Origin of the sequence: Mesobacillus maritimus, assembly GCF_044803185.1 — a bacterium.
Lineage (GTDB): Bacteria > Bacillota > Bacilli > Bacillales > Cytobacillaceae > Mesobacillus_B > Mesobacillus_B maritimus_B.
In genome coordinates this window covers 4964829-4982437 of record NZ_CP085225.1, presented here as the reverse complement: position 1 = coordinate 4982437, position 17609 = coordinate 4964829, and the positions used below count along the sequence as shown (strand labels likewise).

At 42.5% G+C, this 17609-nt stretch carries 15 protein-coding genes and 2 other RNA genes; 14 read left to right on the top strand and 3 right to left on the bottom strand.

Features of this window, described 5'->3' with window-relative positions; all coding sequences use genetic code 11:
- Positions 1–55: 55 nt before the first annotated feature.
- From LG336_RS24120 to ssrS (LG336_RS24105), 4 genes are all read left to right on the top strand, one after another.
- Complete coding sequence (locus tag LG336_RS24120) at positions 56–832, top strand: LamB/YcsF family protein (RefSeq protein WP_404330013.1); 777 nt, start codon at positions 56–58, stop codon at positions 830–832.
- Complete coding sequence (locus tag LG336_RS24115; protein WP_404330012.1) at positions 816–1673, top strand: biotin-dependent carboxyltransferase family protein; 858 nt, start codon at positions 816–818, stop codon at positions 1671–1673. Before LG336_RS24120 ends, LG336_RS24115 begins: the two co-directional genes overlap by 17 nt.
- 97 nt (positions 1674–1770) lie before the next feature.
- A non-coding RNA gene (ssrS, locus tag LG336_RS24110) (6S RNA) lies at positions 1771–1967 on the top strand.
- A 176-nt stretch (positions 1968–2143) separates the two neighbouring features.
- A non-coding RNA gene (gene ssrS, locus LG336_RS24105) (6S RNA) lies at positions 2144–2340 on the top strand.
- 924 nt (positions 2341–3264) lie between these two features.
- On the opposite strand, the gene tatA is transcribed toward ssrS (LG336_RS24105), so the two are convergent.
- Both tatA and LG336_RS24095 read right to left on the bottom strand, forming a co-directional pair.
- Complete coding sequence (gene tatA / locus LG336_RS24100; protein WP_404330011.1) at positions 3265–3510, bottom strand: twin-arginine translocase TatA/TatE family subunit; 246 nt, start codon at positions 3508–3510, stop codon at positions 3265–3267.
- Positions 3511–3660: 150 nt separating this feature from the next.
- On the bottom strand, positions 3661–5106 hold the full coding sequence (locus LG336_RS24095; protein WP_404330010.1) for an alkaline phosphatase PhoX: 1446 nt from the start codon (positions 5104–5106) through the stop codon (positions 3661–3663).
- 514 nt (positions 5107–5620) lie between these two features.
- On the opposite strand from LG336_RS24095, the gene LG336_RS24090 reads away from it, so the two are divergent.
- The 4 genes from LG336_RS24090 to LG336_RS24075 all read left to right on the top strand — a co-directional run bounded on the left by LG336_RS24090 (position 5621) and on the right by LG336_RS24075 (position 9684).
- Positions 5621–7090 (top strand): alkaline phosphatase, encoded by a 1470-nt coding sequence (locus LG336_RS24090; protein WP_404330009.1) that lies wholly within the window; start codon positions 5621–5623, stop codon positions 7088–7090.
- Between the two features lie 138 nt (positions 7091–7228).
- Positions 7229–7951 carry a DUF421 domain-containing protein gene (locus LG336_RS24085; protein ID WP_404330008.1) on the top strand — a complete coding sequence of 241 codons (723 nt, stop codon included), beginning with the start codon at positions 7229–7231 and terminating at the stop codon, positions 7949–7951.
- A 62-nt stretch (positions 7952–8013) separates the two neighbouring features.
- A complete protein-coding gene (locus tag LG336_RS24080) occupies positions 8014–8736 on the top strand; it encodes a DUF421 domain-containing protein (RefSeq protein ID WP_404330007.1) in 723 nt (240 codons plus the stop codon).
- Between the two features lie 567 nt (positions 8737–9303).
- Positions 9304–9684 carry a hypothetical protein gene (locus LG336_RS24075; RefSeq protein WP_404330006.1) on the top strand — a complete coding sequence of 127 codons (381 nt, stop codon included), beginning with the start codon at positions 9304–9306 and terminating at the stop codon, positions 9682–9684.
- 54 nt (positions 9685–9738) lie between these two features.
- Here the strand turns inward: LG336_RS24075 and LG336_RS24070 are convergent, their stop codons facing one another.
- The gene (locus LG336_RS24070; RefSeq protein WP_404330005.1) at positions 9739–10032 is read right to left on the bottom strand and encodes a c-type cytochrome; all 294 of its coding nucleotides are present in this window, start codon (positions 10030–10032) and stop codon (positions 9739–9741) included.
- Between the two features lie 403 nt (positions 10033–10435).
- Between LG336_RS24070 and LG336_RS24065 the strand changes: the two genes are divergently transcribed.
- The 6 genes from LG336_RS24065 (at position 10436) to LG336_RS24040 (ending at position 17558) form a co-directional block, all read left to right on the top strand.
- Positions 10436–11104: a sugar transferase gene (locus LG336_RS24065; RefSeq protein WP_404333273.1), complete on the top strand. Its 669-nt coding sequence runs from the start codon at positions 10436–10438 to the stop codon at positions 11102–11104.
- Between the two features lie 19 nt (positions 11105–11123).
- Positions 11124–12602: a teichuronic acid biosynthesis protein TuaB gene (gene tuaB, locus LG336_RS24060; protein ID WP_404330004.1), complete on the top strand. Its 1479-nt coding sequence runs from the start codon at positions 11124–11126 to the stop codon at positions 12600–12602.
- Positions 12603–12682: 80 nt separating this feature from the next.
- Positions 12683–13879, top strand: a complete 1197-nt coding sequence (tuaC, locus tag LG336_RS24055; RefSeq protein WP_404333272.1) for a teichuronic acid biosynthesis protein TuaC — start codon at positions 12683–12685, stop codon at positions 13877–13879.
- Positions 13880–14145: 266 nt separating this feature from the next.
- Positions 14146–15474, top strand: coding sequence for a UDP-glucose 6-dehydrogenase TuaD (tuaD, locus tag LG336_RS24050; RefSeq protein ID WP_404330003.1), 1329 nt, complete (start codon positions 14146–14148; stop codon positions 15472–15474).
- A 70-nt stretch (positions 15475–15544) separates the two neighbouring features.
- Complete coding sequence (gene tuaE / locus LG336_RS24045) at positions 15545–16834, top strand: teichuronic acid biosynthesis protein TuaE (RefSeq protein WP_404330002.1); 1290 nt, start codon at positions 15545–15547, stop codon at positions 16832–16834.
- Between the two features lie 49 nt (positions 16835–16883).
- Complete coding sequence (locus LG336_RS24040; protein ID WP_404330001.1) at positions 16884–17558, top strand: hypothetical protein; 675 nt, start codon at positions 16884–16886, stop codon at positions 17556–17558.
- The last annotated feature ends 51 nt before the right edge of the window (positions 17559–17609 follow it).

Genomic DNA, 17609 nt, shown 5'->3' with positions numbered 1-17609 from the left:
ACCAACCAAGCATCCCTGAGCTTTTAGGGGAAGAAATCAGGAGGGGTGTGCTTTTATGAGAATTGATTTAAATGCAGACGTTGGCGAGAGTTTTGGAACGTTTACAATCGGTGAAGATGAGAAGCTATTCTTGAATATCACGTCAGCCAATATTGCCTGCGGCTTTCATGCCGGGGATTTCAATGTCATGCAAACAACGGTTAAACGCGCGAAGAAACACGGGATTGCAGTTGGTGCTCATCCGGGCTACCCAGACCTCCAAGGGTTTGGACGCAGAGAGTTAAAAATGACACCGTCGGAAATCTATAACTCGATTGTCTATCAAATTGGGGCATTAAAACAGTTTTGTAAGATTCATGGCGTGCCCCTTCAGCATGTGAAACCTCACGGTGCGCTTTATAATGCAGCAGCTGAAAACCAAACGGTTGCTGAAGCAGTAGCAAAGGCGGTTCATGATGCTGCGCCGGATTCGATTTTATTTGGATTGTGCAATAGTGAACTGGTTGAGGCAGGGAAAAAACTTGGCTTAAAAACGGCTTCTGAGGCTTTTGCTGATCGACGGTATACCGATGAGGGGAAATTAACCTCGAGGCTCATGCCGAATGCGGTGTTGAAAACCTATGAGGAAATCCTCGATCAGGTAAGGGAAATCGTCTTTCGCCAGCGGGTGAAAACAGCGTCTGGGAACTGGGTTAGCTTAAAGGCGGATACGATTTGCTTCCATGGGGATGGTCAAAATGTTGCACATCATACCGCCCTAGTTCGTGAAGCGTTGGAAAAAGAAGGAGTCCAAGTCCTTCAGGTAGGGATCACAGATGGTTCCTCTATTTAAGGTAAAAAAAGCAGGAACCTACGGGTCGGTTCAGGATAAAGGGCGCTTTGGCTATCAACGATTTGGGGTCCCTGTCTCAGGCCCGATGGATTTTAAGGCCCATCAATTAGGGCAATACATCATGGGAAATGATGAAAATAGTCCCTCGCTTGAGATATTTTTAGGTGGTCAGGAGTTTGAGGTACTCAGTGACCATCGAATTGTTATTACTGGTGCTGATCTGGGAGCAATGCTTGATGGCCAACCCGTTCCAACTTGGAAAACCTTCGATATTTTTAAAGGCCAGGTATTGAGCTTTACCCGACCGATAGAAGGAAGCATTGCTTATGTGATACCAGAAGGGGGCTTTGAGGCGGAGCTACTGTTGGGAAGTGCATCTGTCTACCCAAAGGGTTTGCTTGGGACACCTCTTAGGAAAGATAGGATCCTCTATGCAAAGCGAGAGAGTGGTGGTGGCTTCCAAACAGGGTTATGCCGTTCTGAAATTCCGACGTATTCCCAGCAAATTTGGGTAAAGGTGTGGCGTAGTCCTCATTTAGACCTGTTTAAGGAAGAGGCCGTGGAGGAGTTCTTTCAGTCGTCCTACACGCTAAAAATGGGGGACAGGATGGGGTATCTTTTAGATGGACCTAAACTAGACTTCGTTCATAGCAGTGATATCCTGTCGGAAGCCACTCAATTCGGTACAATCCAAGTACCTAATAGCGGCCAGCCTATTATTTTAATGGCCGATGCGCAAACGATTGGAGGCTATGCCACCATCGGAAAAATTGCCCAAGCAGATCTATGGAAGGTAGCCCAATTGAAAAGAGGCGGAGAAATTCGCTTTAAAAGACGGTGAGGGGGTTTTGAGAAACTGTCGATATTTGAAGAACGAATTTAAGTCTATTTCCACTAAATTACATTGAATAACAGTACTGTTTTAGGTAATATATAAACATAAGCTGCGTTGTTCGTAATCGTATTTAAGTTTTAACCTTTATGCTGTAATAGGGAGTTTTACATTGAAACTGAAATGACAAGCCTCCGTCTATATGACAAAGAGGACAGGCAGGATAGTTTCTGCGAACACCCACTTTGAGGAGTGGTGGTTTAAAACTTTCTTATCTAATGTTACGGCAAATGCGGCTGTACATAACGTAAAATGAACCAGTTCCTGAAGCGGAGCTGGTTTTTTTGTGTGTTTTAGAAAAGGGGGATTAGGGGTTGAGAATCGTCCTATTAAAAGAGGAGTTGTCAAGGAAATAAAAAAGGGCTAATACACGAAGATATTACCATTGATTAAACGTTCTGTATTAGGTAATATATAAACATAAGCTGCGTTGTTCGTAATCGTATTTAAGTTTTAACCTTTATGCTGTAATAGGGAGTTTTACATTGGAACTGGAATGACAGGCCTCCGTCTATATGACAAAGAGGACAGGCAGGATGGTTTCTGCGAACACCCACTTTGAGGAGTGGTGGTTTAAAACTTTCTTATCTAACATTACGGCAAATGCGGCTGTACATACCTAAGCCAAGCCAGTTTCCTATCGGGAGCTGGTTTTTTTGTACATCCAGAATTAAATAATTACTTAAACTAGATGGAAAACAAAAAGAAGGGTCACCAATGCCCCTGATTCGAGCTCTAACTAAAAATAACAAATAAATGGTCTCTAATTGCCCGAACGAAGCCGAGGAAAGGTTGAACGGGTTAATTAAGAAAGCTTCATAGAGCACTTTTAGGAGAAATCGAGAGAAAAAAGTGCTTCATGAAATTGTCATAGAGCACTTTTAGGAGAAATCCAGAGAAAAAAGTGCTTCATGAAGTCGTCATAGAGCACTTTTTGGGAAAATTCAGAGAAAAAAGTGCTTCATGAAGTCGTCATAGAGCACTTTTTGGGAAAATCCAGTGAAAAAAGTGCTTCATGAAGTCGTTATAGAGCACTTTTCGGGAAAATTCAGAGAAAAAAGTGCTTTATGAAAGCCTCATAGAGCACTTTTTGGAGAAATCCAGAGAAAAAAGAGTACTAATTGCCCGAACGAAGTTGGAGCGCTCCAGGCCATACGCCGCTGAACAGGGCGCTTGCGCTTTTCTTATTTCCTTGTTTACAGAGGCGGCAGGACTGACACTTTTTACAGGTGGTTTCGTTCTGTTTGGTTATCCTCAAACTATCAGTTGGTTTGATTGGACTTGTGGTCACCATAACTAAGCCCCTTTCTCATTTGGCGCAAAACCTGTTTCTATTACGCTCTTTTTCCTTATTTTGCTTAAGGTGATGCTTAACTCATATAAAAGCAACATCGGAAAGATCACCAACACGCCTGAGATAAATTCGGGTGGGGTAATCTTTTAATTAGAACGATGTAGGCATAGGGGGAGCTTACATCGCTTGAATAGGGTAAGTGAGTGGAGTTATCCAAATTCACACTCAGTTATCCGGATAGTCTACTTAGCTTCCAGTCTTGCTTTGTGAATCCTCCACTGGTTTCAGGTGCGTTTTGTCTTCGGCTGGCTTTGCTTCATCATTGGCCTCTCCGTTCACCTCTCCGTTCACCAAGTCGTGGGTTGCCTTTTTGAATTCCTTTAACGTATTCCCGAAAGCCCGTCCAATCTCAGGTAGCTTTGACGGCCCAAAAATAATCAAAGCAATCACGAGAATCAGAATAAGCCCTGGAACTCCAATATTCTGCAGCATCTACTAACCTCCTACATTCGTTTTTGTCATATGGCTGGTGCCTGACACCAGCCAGTTCGTATTTGCAACAATTGCCCAAACGTTTTCACCAAAGTCTAAACACCGACTAGGGGGTACGTTCCATTTCCTAGCCACATAGACTTGGAAGCTCTAGACAATCGGCATCCCGTGGCGCTCTAATGCAGCGACCTCCAACAGGCTCATGCCTTGTTCTTCAGCCAATGCAACAAGTTTGTCTGACACGACTGGACCTAAGTTTGCCGGTGGGGCGGCATGTCCCATGGCACGCTGACGTGCAGAGTTTCTGCGTGCAAATGGTCCCCAGATAGCGAAGGTGATTCCAGGGGTTTGGATATTCACAAAGAATGTATTGCCATCAGGAGAGAAGGTTGGTCCGGCAAACTCAGAACCGTTTAAGGTGTTCTCAGCAAAGGTATAAACAGTTCCTTCTGGAGTCATCCCGATAATCCGGTCATTCCCACCTCCATCTTCAGCAATCCATAGGTCACCCCAAGGCGCCATCGCAATATTATCTGGCATCTCTAAACTATTTTTATCAGTAGATTCATAGAAAAGTTCTAATGTATTGGTTGACGGGAAGTACCGGTAAACTCGACCTAGATTACCACTGCCCGCACTCGTATCATCAAACCAGAAAACACCAGCTGTGAAAAATGCTCCTTCTAAGCGGCTGAAGCGGATGCAGCCCTTATCCATGGCATCTTGCTGAGCACGCTCTGGGTTCACTTTCTTCCACACAACGCCAAACTTCTTCCCGGAATGGAACGTACTTGCAGAGGTAGTTGGCAGTTCATCAATTGCCGCTGCTTCCAAAATTCCACCCTTTTGTAACGAGCCAAGCGTCTGGCTACGGTCATGTGGGGTAAAGCGATAAAGGAAGCTAGGACTAGCATCTTCAGTTAAGTACCAAATCCCTGTCGCTGGATCAACCGCACAGGCTTCATGTGAAAAATAACCCATGTCACGGATAGGGGTTTTTGACATTTCATTTTCAGGGTCAAGTGGATTGACTTCAAATACAAATCCATGCCCCATATTCCGGGTTTCCTCACAGGTTAACCAAGTGCCCCAGGTTGAAGCACCGCCAGCACAGTTGCGGATTGTACCTGAACTTGCTACATATTCCTTAATGACCTCACGATTTGGATCTACTACCAATGCCGTCGTACCCCCAGCGGCCCCTTTGCTCCAAGGATTCTTTCCGTTCACGGGATATTGGGAATTCGTGCTGTTTTCATGGTTCCGTACAAGGATGGTGGTATTTTTCTCTCCTTTATAGGCAGCCATTCCATCTAACATCGCCGGAACGAGGTCTCCATTTGACATTTGGTCGCCGGTTTTCGAAATGATTTTATAGTGAAAGCCCTGTGGAAGGTCTAGAATTCCATTTGGATCCTTAACTAGCGGACCATACCCGCCAAACCCGCTCGTTGGATTATTGGGTTTAGCTGCTGATGCCGTCGTAATCCCTCCAAAGGAATAAACACCCGATGCTCCTAGTGCTACTGCTAACGTACTCGCTCCACCTACTTTTAAAAAATCGCGTCTGTTCATGCCACTATTGCTAGATCTCATTTCTCCTACCTCCAGCTTCGTTTTTGGATGCTTGTCTTCGATTGCCATCTCCACTGAACAATTTATCAGACTATTCTTAACCCAGTGTTAAGGTCTTGTAATGCTTTGTAAAACTACAAAGACGGGATATGAACCTGTTCTTTTTACTTAGATAAAAGGTAATTAATGTAAAATATCTCGAAAAAAACAATGGATTATTTAAAATTCAATTGGTCGTGGGGCGTGGGGAGTAGGTTTGTTGTCCTATTTTTCTTTTAAGAGACTTGGAAGTTTATTAAGGGTTTGTAAAAAATGAAGGGAACTTAATTCATAAAAGTTATTGCTAGATATGAACTAAATACTGATACGCCCACACCTGAAGGAGCGAGCTTTCCCGTTCGGAGAGTTCTGTAATTCCTCCCGCTTATTCCATTAGATTTAAGAACAAATATAATGGGTGGAAAAAACTTCCTGAGTTCTGCCTGGTTTTCCTTCAAATAATAGGAAATGGAACCTATTTAAGGAGGATATTATCATGCGAAACCGAAGGATCCTGTTCATCCTTGCTGCACTTATTCTTTTTTTACCTGGATACACTGCAAGTGGAATGGTGGCATTTAGTAAAACGAACATGTCACCTGATCTACTAGCGCTCTTTCCAAACCCTGACCCGCCTTTTCAGAAAGATGGAAATTCCAATGAGAATCAACCTGAGGGGGCCACTCCGAAAAATGTTATTTTCATGATTGGCGATGGCATGGGGATTGGTCAGATGGAAATTGCACGTCAGTTCGAACATGGAAAAGATGGGCGTTTGTTTATAGAGACCCTCCCAAATGTAGCGCTCGCACATACTTATTCCGCAAATAATCCTGTAACAGATTCAGCCGCTGGTGGAACGGCTCTGTCCACGGGAAAGAAAACGAATAACGAGATGATTGCCGTTTCTCCTGATAAAAAAGAAATAACGAGCATTTTAAAAAAGTTTAAACAAGCTGGAAATAGGGTGGGGATAGTCACCACACATAAAGTCACGGATGCCACTCCGGCTGCCTTTACCGCCAATGTAGCAAACCGCTGGGCGGATCAGGCTGAAATTGCCCGACAACAATTTAATGGAGAGCTAGACGTCATTCTTGGTGGAGGTAGTAGTTACTTTGAGCCCGAGAGTCATAATGGTTTTAATCTAATTGAAAAGTTCAAAGAAAAAGGTTATAGCTTTGCGGCAGACCGTAATGAATTGAAAAAGGCAAAGGGAAATAAGCTTCTTGGCCTTTTTAACGATGACCACCTAAACTTCACACTTGACCGGGACGAACTGAAAAGTCAAGAGCCTTCACTTAAGGAAATGACGGAGAAGGGCATCGAGGTTTTATCAAAAGGGGATAAAGGGTTCTTTATGATGGTGGAAGGAGCAAGGATAGACCATGCCTCCCATGCCGCTGATTTGACAAGTATTTGGAAGGAAACCATTGATTTTGATGAGTCCGTTAAATATGCAACCAACTGGGCAAGGGAACATGGAAACACGCTAGTTGTCGTTGTGGCAGATCACGAAACAATGGGGGTATCTGCGACAGATGCGATGGATATCAATGCCTTAAAAAAGATCAGCGTATCGCATGAATTTATGGCCAATCAGCTAAAAACAGTAGAGCGGACGGGGGAATATACGCCCGAGAGCGTCAAAAAGGTATTTAAAACGTATGCCAATATTGACTTATCTGATGAAGAAATCAATCAGTTTAATCAGAAGTTAAAGGGAAGCAGAGGGAAGGTCTACAGTTCTCGCCAAGTTGGTTGGGAAATTGGAAGCGTCATCGCCGACCATTATCATGGAGGCACGTTGAATAGTCCAACACGGTCCTTAAGTAGTACCGGTGGACACACGGGAAACCTTGTCCCTGTATTTGCCTACGGAGCGGGTTCTGAAAAATTTGAAGGCGTCCTCGATAACACAGACATACCAAAAATCATTGCCGAACTGATGGGATATAGACTGTAGGCTTGAAAACCACTGGAGAGAGCTTATAACGACTCGAACTAGAAACTATAGAGGTACCGAGGTTATCGGTTAGACTAGTTCATCCAGAGAAAGACGATGCACCATCTATTTAAAAAAGTTTTAAACGGAGGATACGCAATGGATGTACTTATGGACAGTATTAAAGTACTTGGACGAATCATTACCATTTTACCGTTATTATTGTTTATAGGGCTTTACATGGGAAAACGTTCAATTGGGGAGATCCCTGTTTTTGATTTTTTGGTTGTCCTTGTGCTGGGATCTGTTGTTGGTGCTGACATTGCGGATCCGAGTATTGACCACATTCACACAGTCGTTGCGATGCTGGCGATTGCACTTTTACAAAAGTTTATCATTTATCTGAAGCTCCGCTACCGAAAATTTGGGCATCTCGTCACCTTTGAGCCGACGATTGTCGTTTATAAGGGTGAGTTTTTAACGAACAATTTAAAAAGAATCAATTACTCGATTGATAATGTTTTGCAAATGCTTCGAGAGAAAGACGTCTTTCAATTGAAGGATGTAGAGATGGCGATTGTTGAAGGAAATGGAAGGCTGTCGGTAAGTTTAACTCCAGATAAAAAGACGGTTACCCTATCTGATATGAACATACCGGCTAAAGAAGTGGAGTATGATATTCCGCTTATATTAGACGGCCTAGTCCAGAACGAGGCTTTGCAAAGGATTAACAAGACCCATGCTTGGCTGGATAAGGAGCTAGCAGCCAAGCATGTTAATGATAAGTCGAATGTATTTTATGCTGCGGTGAATTCCAAAGGAGATCTAAGTCTGACTTTAAAGGGGCATCTGAAGCAGGGCGTTCCTCCGATTTTTCACTGAGGGACAATGAACCTGTCCCCTTGTCCCAGACTTTATATTGTAAAACCAGGAGGTGGTTGAAGGTGGATGTGCTTATTGATGGGATTAAGGTGATTGGTCGGATTGTGACGGTGCTACCATTTATGCTGGCGATTGGACTATATATGGGAAAACGTTCGATTGGCGAATTGCCAGTTTTTGATGTCCTCGTCATTATTGTTTTAGGAGCGGTCGTAGGTGCGGACATAGCAGATCCGAAAATCGGCCATATCCACACCTTTATTGCAGTAATTGCCATAGGTTTATTACATAGGTTTATCACGGTATTAAAATTAAAATATCGAAAGTTTGGACATTGGATTACCTTCGAACCAACCATAGTCGTCTATAAAGGAGAATTCCTCTCAGAAAATATGAAAAAAATTAATTACTCCATCGATAATGTTTTACAGATGTTACGAGAAAAAGATGTGTTTCAAGTAAGTGAGGTTGAGCTTGCAATTGTCGAAGCGAGTGGGAGACTATCGGTTGCCTTAAAACCTGAGGGTCAACCGGTAACGGCTCCTGAATTAGGACTACAGGTCAAAGAGGCAAACCATGAAATACCGGTTATCCTAGATGGACAAATTGATAAAGAAGTCTTGCGGAGATTGAACCGCAATGAGGAATGGCTTCTAAAGGAACTAAAAATGAATGGTGTGGATAAGGTCGCAACCGTCTTTTATGCAACCGTCAACTTAAAAGGAGAGTGGAGCGTGAACAAGAATAGTCAGAGTCAACAAGAACCCCCACCGATTTTTCATTAACTAGATCAATTGAGGTTCAACCCATAATATGTAAAATACAGACATATAATAGAAAGGAAGGACTGTTTCATCCTAGGTAAGCTCCACCTTATTTGATCAGCTGCTACCTCAATTAAAGGCAATCGATAGTAGCAATCACACAAAATAGTTACAAACCTTTTACCTCAAGTTAACCCACCCTTAATTTCTGTTTGGCAGTATAGAGAATAAGTAAGTGACCAATGCCTTCTGATTAGAATCGTAAGTCAATGGGGGTGAGATAAACGGATATCCTGTTTAATAGTTTTTATTTATTCAGCGTTCTTGCTTCCTTTGCTGCCATCTTCTATTATTCTTTTTTTAGAGAAAATGACAAAGAAAGATAAACCACCATATTCCTCGTAAATAATACCTTTACATATCTGTAACTAACTCAGCAATTAACTTATAAACCACAATTTAATTTCCCCCTTTATTTCATATTTTGTAGAAAATTGTTACAAAACGAAGAATATTTCAAGGCTCTTGAAGGATTTTGTCTTTTTATAGAGAAAAATGAAGGGATTTGATAATGAGGAGGCAACAAAGATGAAGCGTTTTATATCATTGGTATGTGGAAGTTTAGTTTTAATTTTGATGTTTTTATCGCCAGGAAATGCTGTACAGGCAGAGGAAACACCATGTGAATGTCCTGGCACGGTTCTTACAGGGGCCGAAAGGAATAAAATCGTTGCGAATTTATTAAAAAGTGATGTGTTTAAGGAAGAGAAAATTGAGTTAGAGAAACAAGGCTATGTATGGCAAGGCGCTGGTGCCATTGAGGTGAGGGAATTTGCTCCATCTGTGGTGGTTTATCAAGTCGTCTTTTTAGATGAAGGTGGGATAGAAGTAGGTGCAGCTTTCGGATTCATGTCTGGGTCCATCATATCATTTGGTTATATAGCTCCAATTGACGACCACACCCACTAAAAAACAAAAAAATAAAATACAAAAGGAACCTAAGTTAGGTTCCTTTTGTATTTTCTATTTCCCCATCAACCACTCCGTAACAATTCCTGCCTGTTCATCGCTCAATGTCTTCCCAGGCATCATGCCTTTTCCATCGACAATCATTGCTTTTACTTCTTCAGCTGTGTATTTGCTTTCCATATTGGTTACAGGAGGCCCTGATGCGCCTTGTAAATCTACTCCATGGCAGGCAGCACAAGCCTGTTGATATAATACTTCTGGATCAGAAGATGCTGTTTCGGGTGCATCTGAACCACAGCCTGCTAAAAATATAAGGCAACATGCCGCTGCAAATAATAGTTGTTTCATGTTCGTTCCTCCTCTGTCATCTCTCTATCACCGTTGCGTCCTTCTACTACTGATATCTACTTAGAATATGAAAGAAGTTTTAAAGGGTCTCTATGTAATGAAAGGGTTAGCTTAATCCTTCCTATTAAGATTATAAAGTGGGTAACTTGAATACTTAGACCCAAACATGAACGTTTTTTGAAAGTTGCCCAGTGACGATAAGGAAAATTATTAAAAGCCTTATTCTAGGCATTATGAATATTTTTCTTAATAACCAATAAGCCCTTCTACCTGTATTTTGTAAAAAACTTAACAAATGTTTACTTAATTTACAGAATATTTACAAACTTAAAAGTATCTTTATTTGGAATCAACACTGCCTTCAAAGTCTGTCCTTATACTACAACCTAGGAGGTGGTTTGTTCTGAGTGCTGGAAAGAGCTATAACCTTTACCAGAATTACCCGATTACTAATGCTACAAAATCGACTACCCTCACGCTATCAAAGCAAGCAGAGCAGTATCGCTATTTTAAAAGAGTGATGGACCTTGTATTGTCCCTTGTCGGGATCATTATTGCAACCCCAATTATCGTGGTGTTTGCGATTTTAATTGTGATCGAGACACCTGGATCTCCCTTTTATATCCAAGAAAGAGTAGGGAAAAATGGTTCGCGTTTTCTTATTATTAAGCTTCGATCCATGAAAAAAGATGCTGAAAAAGATGGAGCGAAATGGGCCGAGGTAAATGATACCAGGGTAACAAAGGTAGGAGCAATTATTCGGAAAACAAGAATTGATGAGCTGCCACAACTGCTATCGGTCTTAAAAGGAGATATGTCGATTGTAGGCCCACGGCCAGAAAGACCGATGTTTGCTGAACAATTTAACAAGGAAATACAAGGGTTCGAAAACCGTTTGCTAGTTAAACCAGGTCTAACTGGTTTGGCGCAGGTTTGTGGGGGATATGATATCTCCCCTCAAGAGAAACTGAAGTACGATCTCGACTATATTCAAAATCTATCATTCGTGCTTGAGGTGAAGATTCTCTTGAAAACGATAAAAGTCATTTTAACAGGAGAAGGAGCACGTTAGTAAAAGGCAGGGAAAGCATGTGTCAGCTATTAGAAATCAATTACATAGAGGGATGAAATGGACAGGAATTTCAACACTGTTCATTACAGTCCTCCAAATCGTCCAGTTTGCGCTCTTAGCAAATGTCATGGGTGTTTCCGAGTTTGGACTAGTTGGCATGCTGACCACCATTGTCATCTTTGCACAAATACTACTTGACTTAGGATTTGGCTCTGCAGTTATCCAAAAGGAGCAAGTCACGAAAAGAATGCTGTCTACGTTATTTTGGATCAATATGCTTGCTGGATTGATATTGTTTGTCCTTCTCATGACCGCAAGTCCTCTAATCGCTAGTATGTTTCGCGAAGAACAACTAATAGATTTGATTCGCTTGCTCTCGGTCATGTTTCTAGTTGCACCACTAGGACAACAAAGTCAATACATGCTTCAGAAAGAGCTCCGTTTTAATGAATTAGCTTTCATTGAAATGCTTGCAACGCTGTTATCCTTTTTGGTCTTAATTGGCCTTGTTTTTGCCATTAGTCCCATTCATGCCTATGTGCTGTCGCAGGTTCTTTTTTATGGCTTGAAAGGCTTGCTCTATTTTGCCTTTTATCTGAAGACGTGGCGGCCGGGACTTGTCTTTCATTTGGGAGAATGTAGAGAAATCTTATCGTTTGGGGGTTATCAGCTAGCTTCAAGGCTGGTTAATCGAATAGGCGCCAATCTTGATGTTCTTTTGATAGGGCGGTTTATGGGGGCTGAGGCTCTTGGCCTTTACCATTTAGCCAATCAGATTGTCACGATTCCAGTTTTAAAAATCAACCCCATTTTAACACGGGTCGCGTTTCCGTTATTTTCGAAAAATCAACATGATCACGCTTCGATAAAAGACGGCTTTCTTCATATCACAAAGTTATTAGGGATAGTAGCCTTTCCGTTATTGATGGGGCTGGTGGCTGTAGCCGATGTCTTCATCGGAACGATTTTCGGCGAGAAGTGGTTGGAAGCGGTGCCTGTCCTTCAAATAATGGCGATGGTCGGATTGCTTAGAGTCCTCATGAATCCAAATGGATCGGTTCTCCTTGCGAAGGGCAAGGCTGATATCACCTTTTATTGGGACACTGGCGTTCTAATTTTATATGGCATAGCTCTCCTGTTTGCTGTCAGGACGGGCGATATAGAGGCGGTAGCGTGGACGTATGTAATGGTCAGCCTCGTGAACTTTTTTATCGGGAGGTGGCTGCTTTCATGGCTGATTCACTTGCCGCTGAAAGAGTATGCGAAAACCATTTCCAAACCATTCGTCTTATCCCTTATCATGACCATCATTGCTTTTTTGATAAAAGAAACCAGTATTTACTTTCTACCAATTGAAGCGTTCTGGCATCTTTTCATAGCAGTGGGCGGGGGAGCAATGGTTTATATGGGTTTATTACGAATTTCTTATCCATTTATCTTTACAAAAATGGTGAGAGCCAAGAGAAGAAGTATGAATTGCGAAACGTCCCAAGGGTGAAACAAGCGCGGGCAAATTCTCAGCTGATCTAAATCAAAGGGAGCGGTTCATTCATGATTCAACAGAGAAGCAATAGGGCAATGAACGTTTTATGGATAACGAGTACCTATCCAAGTGATGAGCAGCCTGGGGCTGGGGTGTTTCATGAAACACAGGTTCAGGCGTTGGCACGACTAGGGGTGGAAGTCACGGTGATTTGCCCGGTACCACGGAATCCAGCGGTACTCCGGTCCGTAAAAAAGCAATACCAGCTCCATGAAAATATTCCATTTGTCTACAAGCGAAAGGGAATCGTTGTTTACCGACCTCGCTATACGGCACTTCCTGGTCAGCTTAGATGGTCGCAGCCGGATAAGCGAATCGCATCCGTTATCTTGCAAACAATGAAGGCACAAAAGCTAAAGCCGGATTTGATTCATGCCCATTTTGCAATGCCGTCTGGAGGGGCAGCGCGATGGGTGGCAAATGAGCACAGATTACCGTGGGTGTTAACGCTACATGGTAGTGATGTCAATATCTATCCGCATTATAGTCCAAGTGCGAAAAGAGCGTTTATTCGAGCGGTGCAAGGAGCAAATCAAGTGATCGCAGTAGGGGAAAGCCTTCAACATAAAACAAAAGCTCTGACAGGAAGAACGTGTACAGTCCTGCCAATTGGTGTGGACTTGGCTAGATTTCATCGACCAGAACAGCCGAAGCAACTTCTAAGGAAACTACTTCAGCTTCCTCAGGATAAAACAGTAATCACCTTTGTTGGAAGGTTGACGGAGGCGAAAGGCGTTTTTGAACTGGTAGAAGCGATGAATCAACTGCCTAAGGAAGTGGCCGTAGTGTTTGTGGGTGAGGGCCCAGCACAGGAAACGCTTCGACAGCATCCTGACTTTAATACCCGGCTCTTTTTAGCAGGCCAAGTAGAGAATGCAAGAGTAAAAGATTACCTAGGTGCTAGCGATGCCTTTGTTTTGCCATCGTATACAGAAGGATTGCCAACGGTTGTAGTTGAGGCGTTGGCGCTTGAACTTCCTGTGATTTGTACGAAGGTAGGGAGCGTCCCCGACCTATTTGGAAAACATCAGCAGCTACTCATTGAACCAAAATCGGTTTCGTCCCTGGTAGACAGAATCCATGAAGTGTTATACAGGCAAGGCTACCCTTCTGAGGTTCGTGAGGAGCTATATGGTCTGATACATGAAAACTATGATGTGAACCGAAATGCTCTGGAATTGTTGGATTATTATCAAAGGCTGTTTTCGGAAAGATTGTTGTTAAAATTGTAAAAATCTTAAAGCCGATTTTTACTACCTAAAGCCGATTTTAACGTGAGAAAAGCTATTTTGTACGTTAAAAGTAAATTTGCAAGTTCTTTTCTCATAATTGTTGGCTGTTTGCCATTTAAAGATGGCCCAAACACTTAGTTTTCATCTTAAAAAGCAACAAACTTTGAGAAAAGAGCCTTATCAAAAAGCACAAGAGGCAACAAGTTTACACGGGTAAAGAATCTCGCGCAGGAAACGGATTCGCAAACATGAAGGAGAGTGGAAACATGAAGAAAATCGCGATGATTGGAACTGGATATGTCGGTCTTGTATCAGGGACCTGCTTTGCAGACGCTGGAAATGAGGTCACTTGTTGCGATATTGACCAAGATAAAATTGCTAAGCTTCTTCAAGGGAGCATGCCAATTTATGAACCTGGATTAACAGAGCTTGTAACGAAAAATCTCAAAAAAGGAACTCTCCAGTTTACGAGTGAAATTCCCCAAGCAATCTCACATGCAGAGATCATTTACATTGCGGTCGGGACCCCGATGACCGTAACAGGTGAGGCTGATTTAACCTATATTAAGCAGGTTGCAAAGACCATTGGGGAGCATTTAAACGAATACAAAGTGATTGTAACGAAAAGTACGGTACCGGTCGGAACTGGAAAGCTTATTGCTTCAATCATCAAGGAGCAGACAGATACACCGTTTGATCTCGTATCGAATCCTGAATTTTTACGAGAAGGGGTGGCCATTAAGGATTGTCTAAATATGGAGCGAGCAGTAATTGGTGCGACAAGCGAAAACGCCTGGCAACTCATCGCGGACCTTCACCGACCATTTACATCGAAAATCGTCAAAACCTCGGTTGAAACAGCTGAACTAATTAAATATGCGGCGAATGCTTTTTTGGCAACAAAGATTTCTTTTATCAATGATATCGCCAATATTTGTGAGCGTGTTGATGCAGATGTCACCAAGGTTTCAGAAGGCATTGGACTTGATAGTCGAATTGGTCAGAGTTTTCTACAGGCAGGAGTCGGGTTTGGAGGATCTTGCTTTCCAAAGGACACCGCAGCTCTACGGCATATTTCCCAAAATGTTGGCTACAATTTTAAATTGATTGAAGCGGTCATGGAAACAAATGAACAGCAACGAGTCCATATGGTGAATAAGCTGGTTTCGGCTCTTGGGACGCTAGAAGGGAAGACGATTAGTGTGCTCGGTTTGGCGTTTAAGCCGAATACGGATGATGTTCGCTCCTCGCCAGCTTTAGACATTATCCCTCAGTTAGTAACTATGGGAGCCGAAGTTCGAGCGTATGATCCGATTGCAGTTTCAGAAGTGAAAAAACGATTAGGCTACCAATGTACCTATTCTGAGAATCTCTATAAAACCATTGAAAATGCCGATGCATGTTTGGTTTTAACGGATTGGCAACAGGTAAGGCAGATCGATTTAACAAAGGTCAAGCAGATCATGAAACAACCTATTCTTGTAGATGGTCGGAATCTCTTTGAATTAGAAACAATGGAACAGCTAGGCTTTACCTACCTTTCCGTTGGGCGCCCGATTGTCAAGCAAGCATCCCTTGCAACAAAAGGATTGTAAACGTTGTTTCTCCCTTTCCATGCCAGCTGAGGCAAACACTAACTGAAGTAGAATGTGGGGATTTTGTGGTATGAGTGTCGCAGCTCTTTTAAAAAACCGATATGTCTCCTATGAAGGGCTGTTTACAGGAACCATGTACGTGTTGGTTGTAGTCACGTTTCTGAATCAGTCTATCCTGCAAGTTGATATCGGCTTTTTTACATTATTTTTATACAGATTGGTTTTAATGGTGGCGGCCTTCTTCTTTGTCGTCACCCTGGCAAAAGAGAAGAAACTAGCAGACTACTGGGACCAGGTGAACGCAAAAGGGGTGCTCCTCTTCCTTATGTTATGGATTGGATATGGGGTCGTTTCGTTGCTTTGGGCCAGGTCATTTATGGATGGAATTAAATATTTATTTTTATTAGGACTAGGGATATTGTTTGTGTTTTTAGCTGTTTTTACCTTTACAAAGGTGACCCGCTTGTATGGGTTCTATGCGATTTGGATGATCATGACGATTATCCTGCTCATGGTTGGGTTAATCAATCATTATGGCCATATTCAGCTCCCAACTTCAACGCTTTACGGAGCTTCAGAACACAAGCTAGGCTATCCAACAGCTGTTTTTTACAATCAGAATGACTTTGCTACGTTTCTAACAATCTCGTTCTTCTTTTATCTTGCAGCAGCTAAAAATAGTAAGCACATGTGGATCAAGACCAGCTGTCTTTTCCTAGGTGGTTTATGTATTTATATCATCAGTTTGACAGAATCAAGAGCCAGCCTATTAGCGGTAGTTGTTGGTTTGGCCGGCTATACGTTTATTTTACTACCGGCTTTATATAAAAAGGTAATCATTGGGGTCGGTTTAGTGGGGTTGGGCTTGGCTCTCGTCATGTTCGTAAACATGCCAGCAAGCGGGGATGACTTTGATAGCTCTTCTTCCAATGTCGTGAGAGTCAATCTTCTTAAAACCACATTCCATTACGTCTTGGATACCTTTGGGTTTGGTGTGGGAGTTGGGAATCTGCCTTTCTATTTGGAACATGAACCTGTTTATGATACCAATGCTGTTTTTGAAGTCCACAATTGGCTCGCTGAGATTATTGGGAACTTTGGGGTGCTGGTTCTTTTAGGATATCTAACGATGTATGGGTACCTGTTCTTGAGTCTTTACAAGATTTATAGGGAAAGGGAGCAGCATAGAGCATTATTTGAAGCTTTGATGACTGCCCTCATTGCCTTTCTGGTAGCAAGCATTAGCCCGAGTTCTGTAAGCAACCTGTACTTTCATTGGGTTTTTCTAGGCTTTGTCATCGCAACAGTCTCTGTTTTTAAGATGAAAGAGCAACAGCAGATTCATGATAAACCCTACTAGACGTATTGGGAAATTAGTCACTATGGAAAAAGAACAAAGGAGAACATGGATGGAAGTCATGGTTCGAAGGATTGCAGGAAGGAGCAGAAAGTTTTTGTGGATGCTCCTTGTCATCCCAATTTTACTAGGAGGAATTGGTTGGTCGTTGCCTGTTGGCAAAGAGCCATCCATTATCCGAGCAGAAGCAACAATTTCACTAGGAAACTATCAAAATGAAGACTTTAATCAGGCTAAAAAAGTGGTCACGCTGTTATCGCATGCTCCATTTTATCAGGAAAACCTTGCCCATTTAGTTGAAGAAAACGGGGTTCCAAGTCAGCTAACCGTTTCAGCTGTAAATGAACAGATGGTAAAACTCGTCTATTCTGACTCGTCAGCACAACAGGCAGCCAATACGGTGAATGAAATCGCTCAAGCGTTTCTGGCTATCGATCAACAGAAATTTGCTGATAAAAAGCGCATCATTGATGATTCGATTGCGGCTACAGAGCAAGAACAGGTTAGCGAGGATGCCAAGGTTGATCAGAAACGATTTTTATATGAGTTAGAAACAGCCCAACTTGGATTAAAGCATGCCACGCTTTTAAGAGAAGCTCGCCCAAGCGACCTTGTAGTGGAAAGCCAAAACTTAAGTTCAAGGGACCGAGCTGTATTAGGTGTCCTCATTGGCGTATGCATCGCTTTTCTAATTATCGTTCTGCCGGAAGTGGTGAGGAAAGCGTAAGAACATTGAGCTGAAAGCTCCTTTTGAGACTCTAAATGGAGGAGGTCCAAT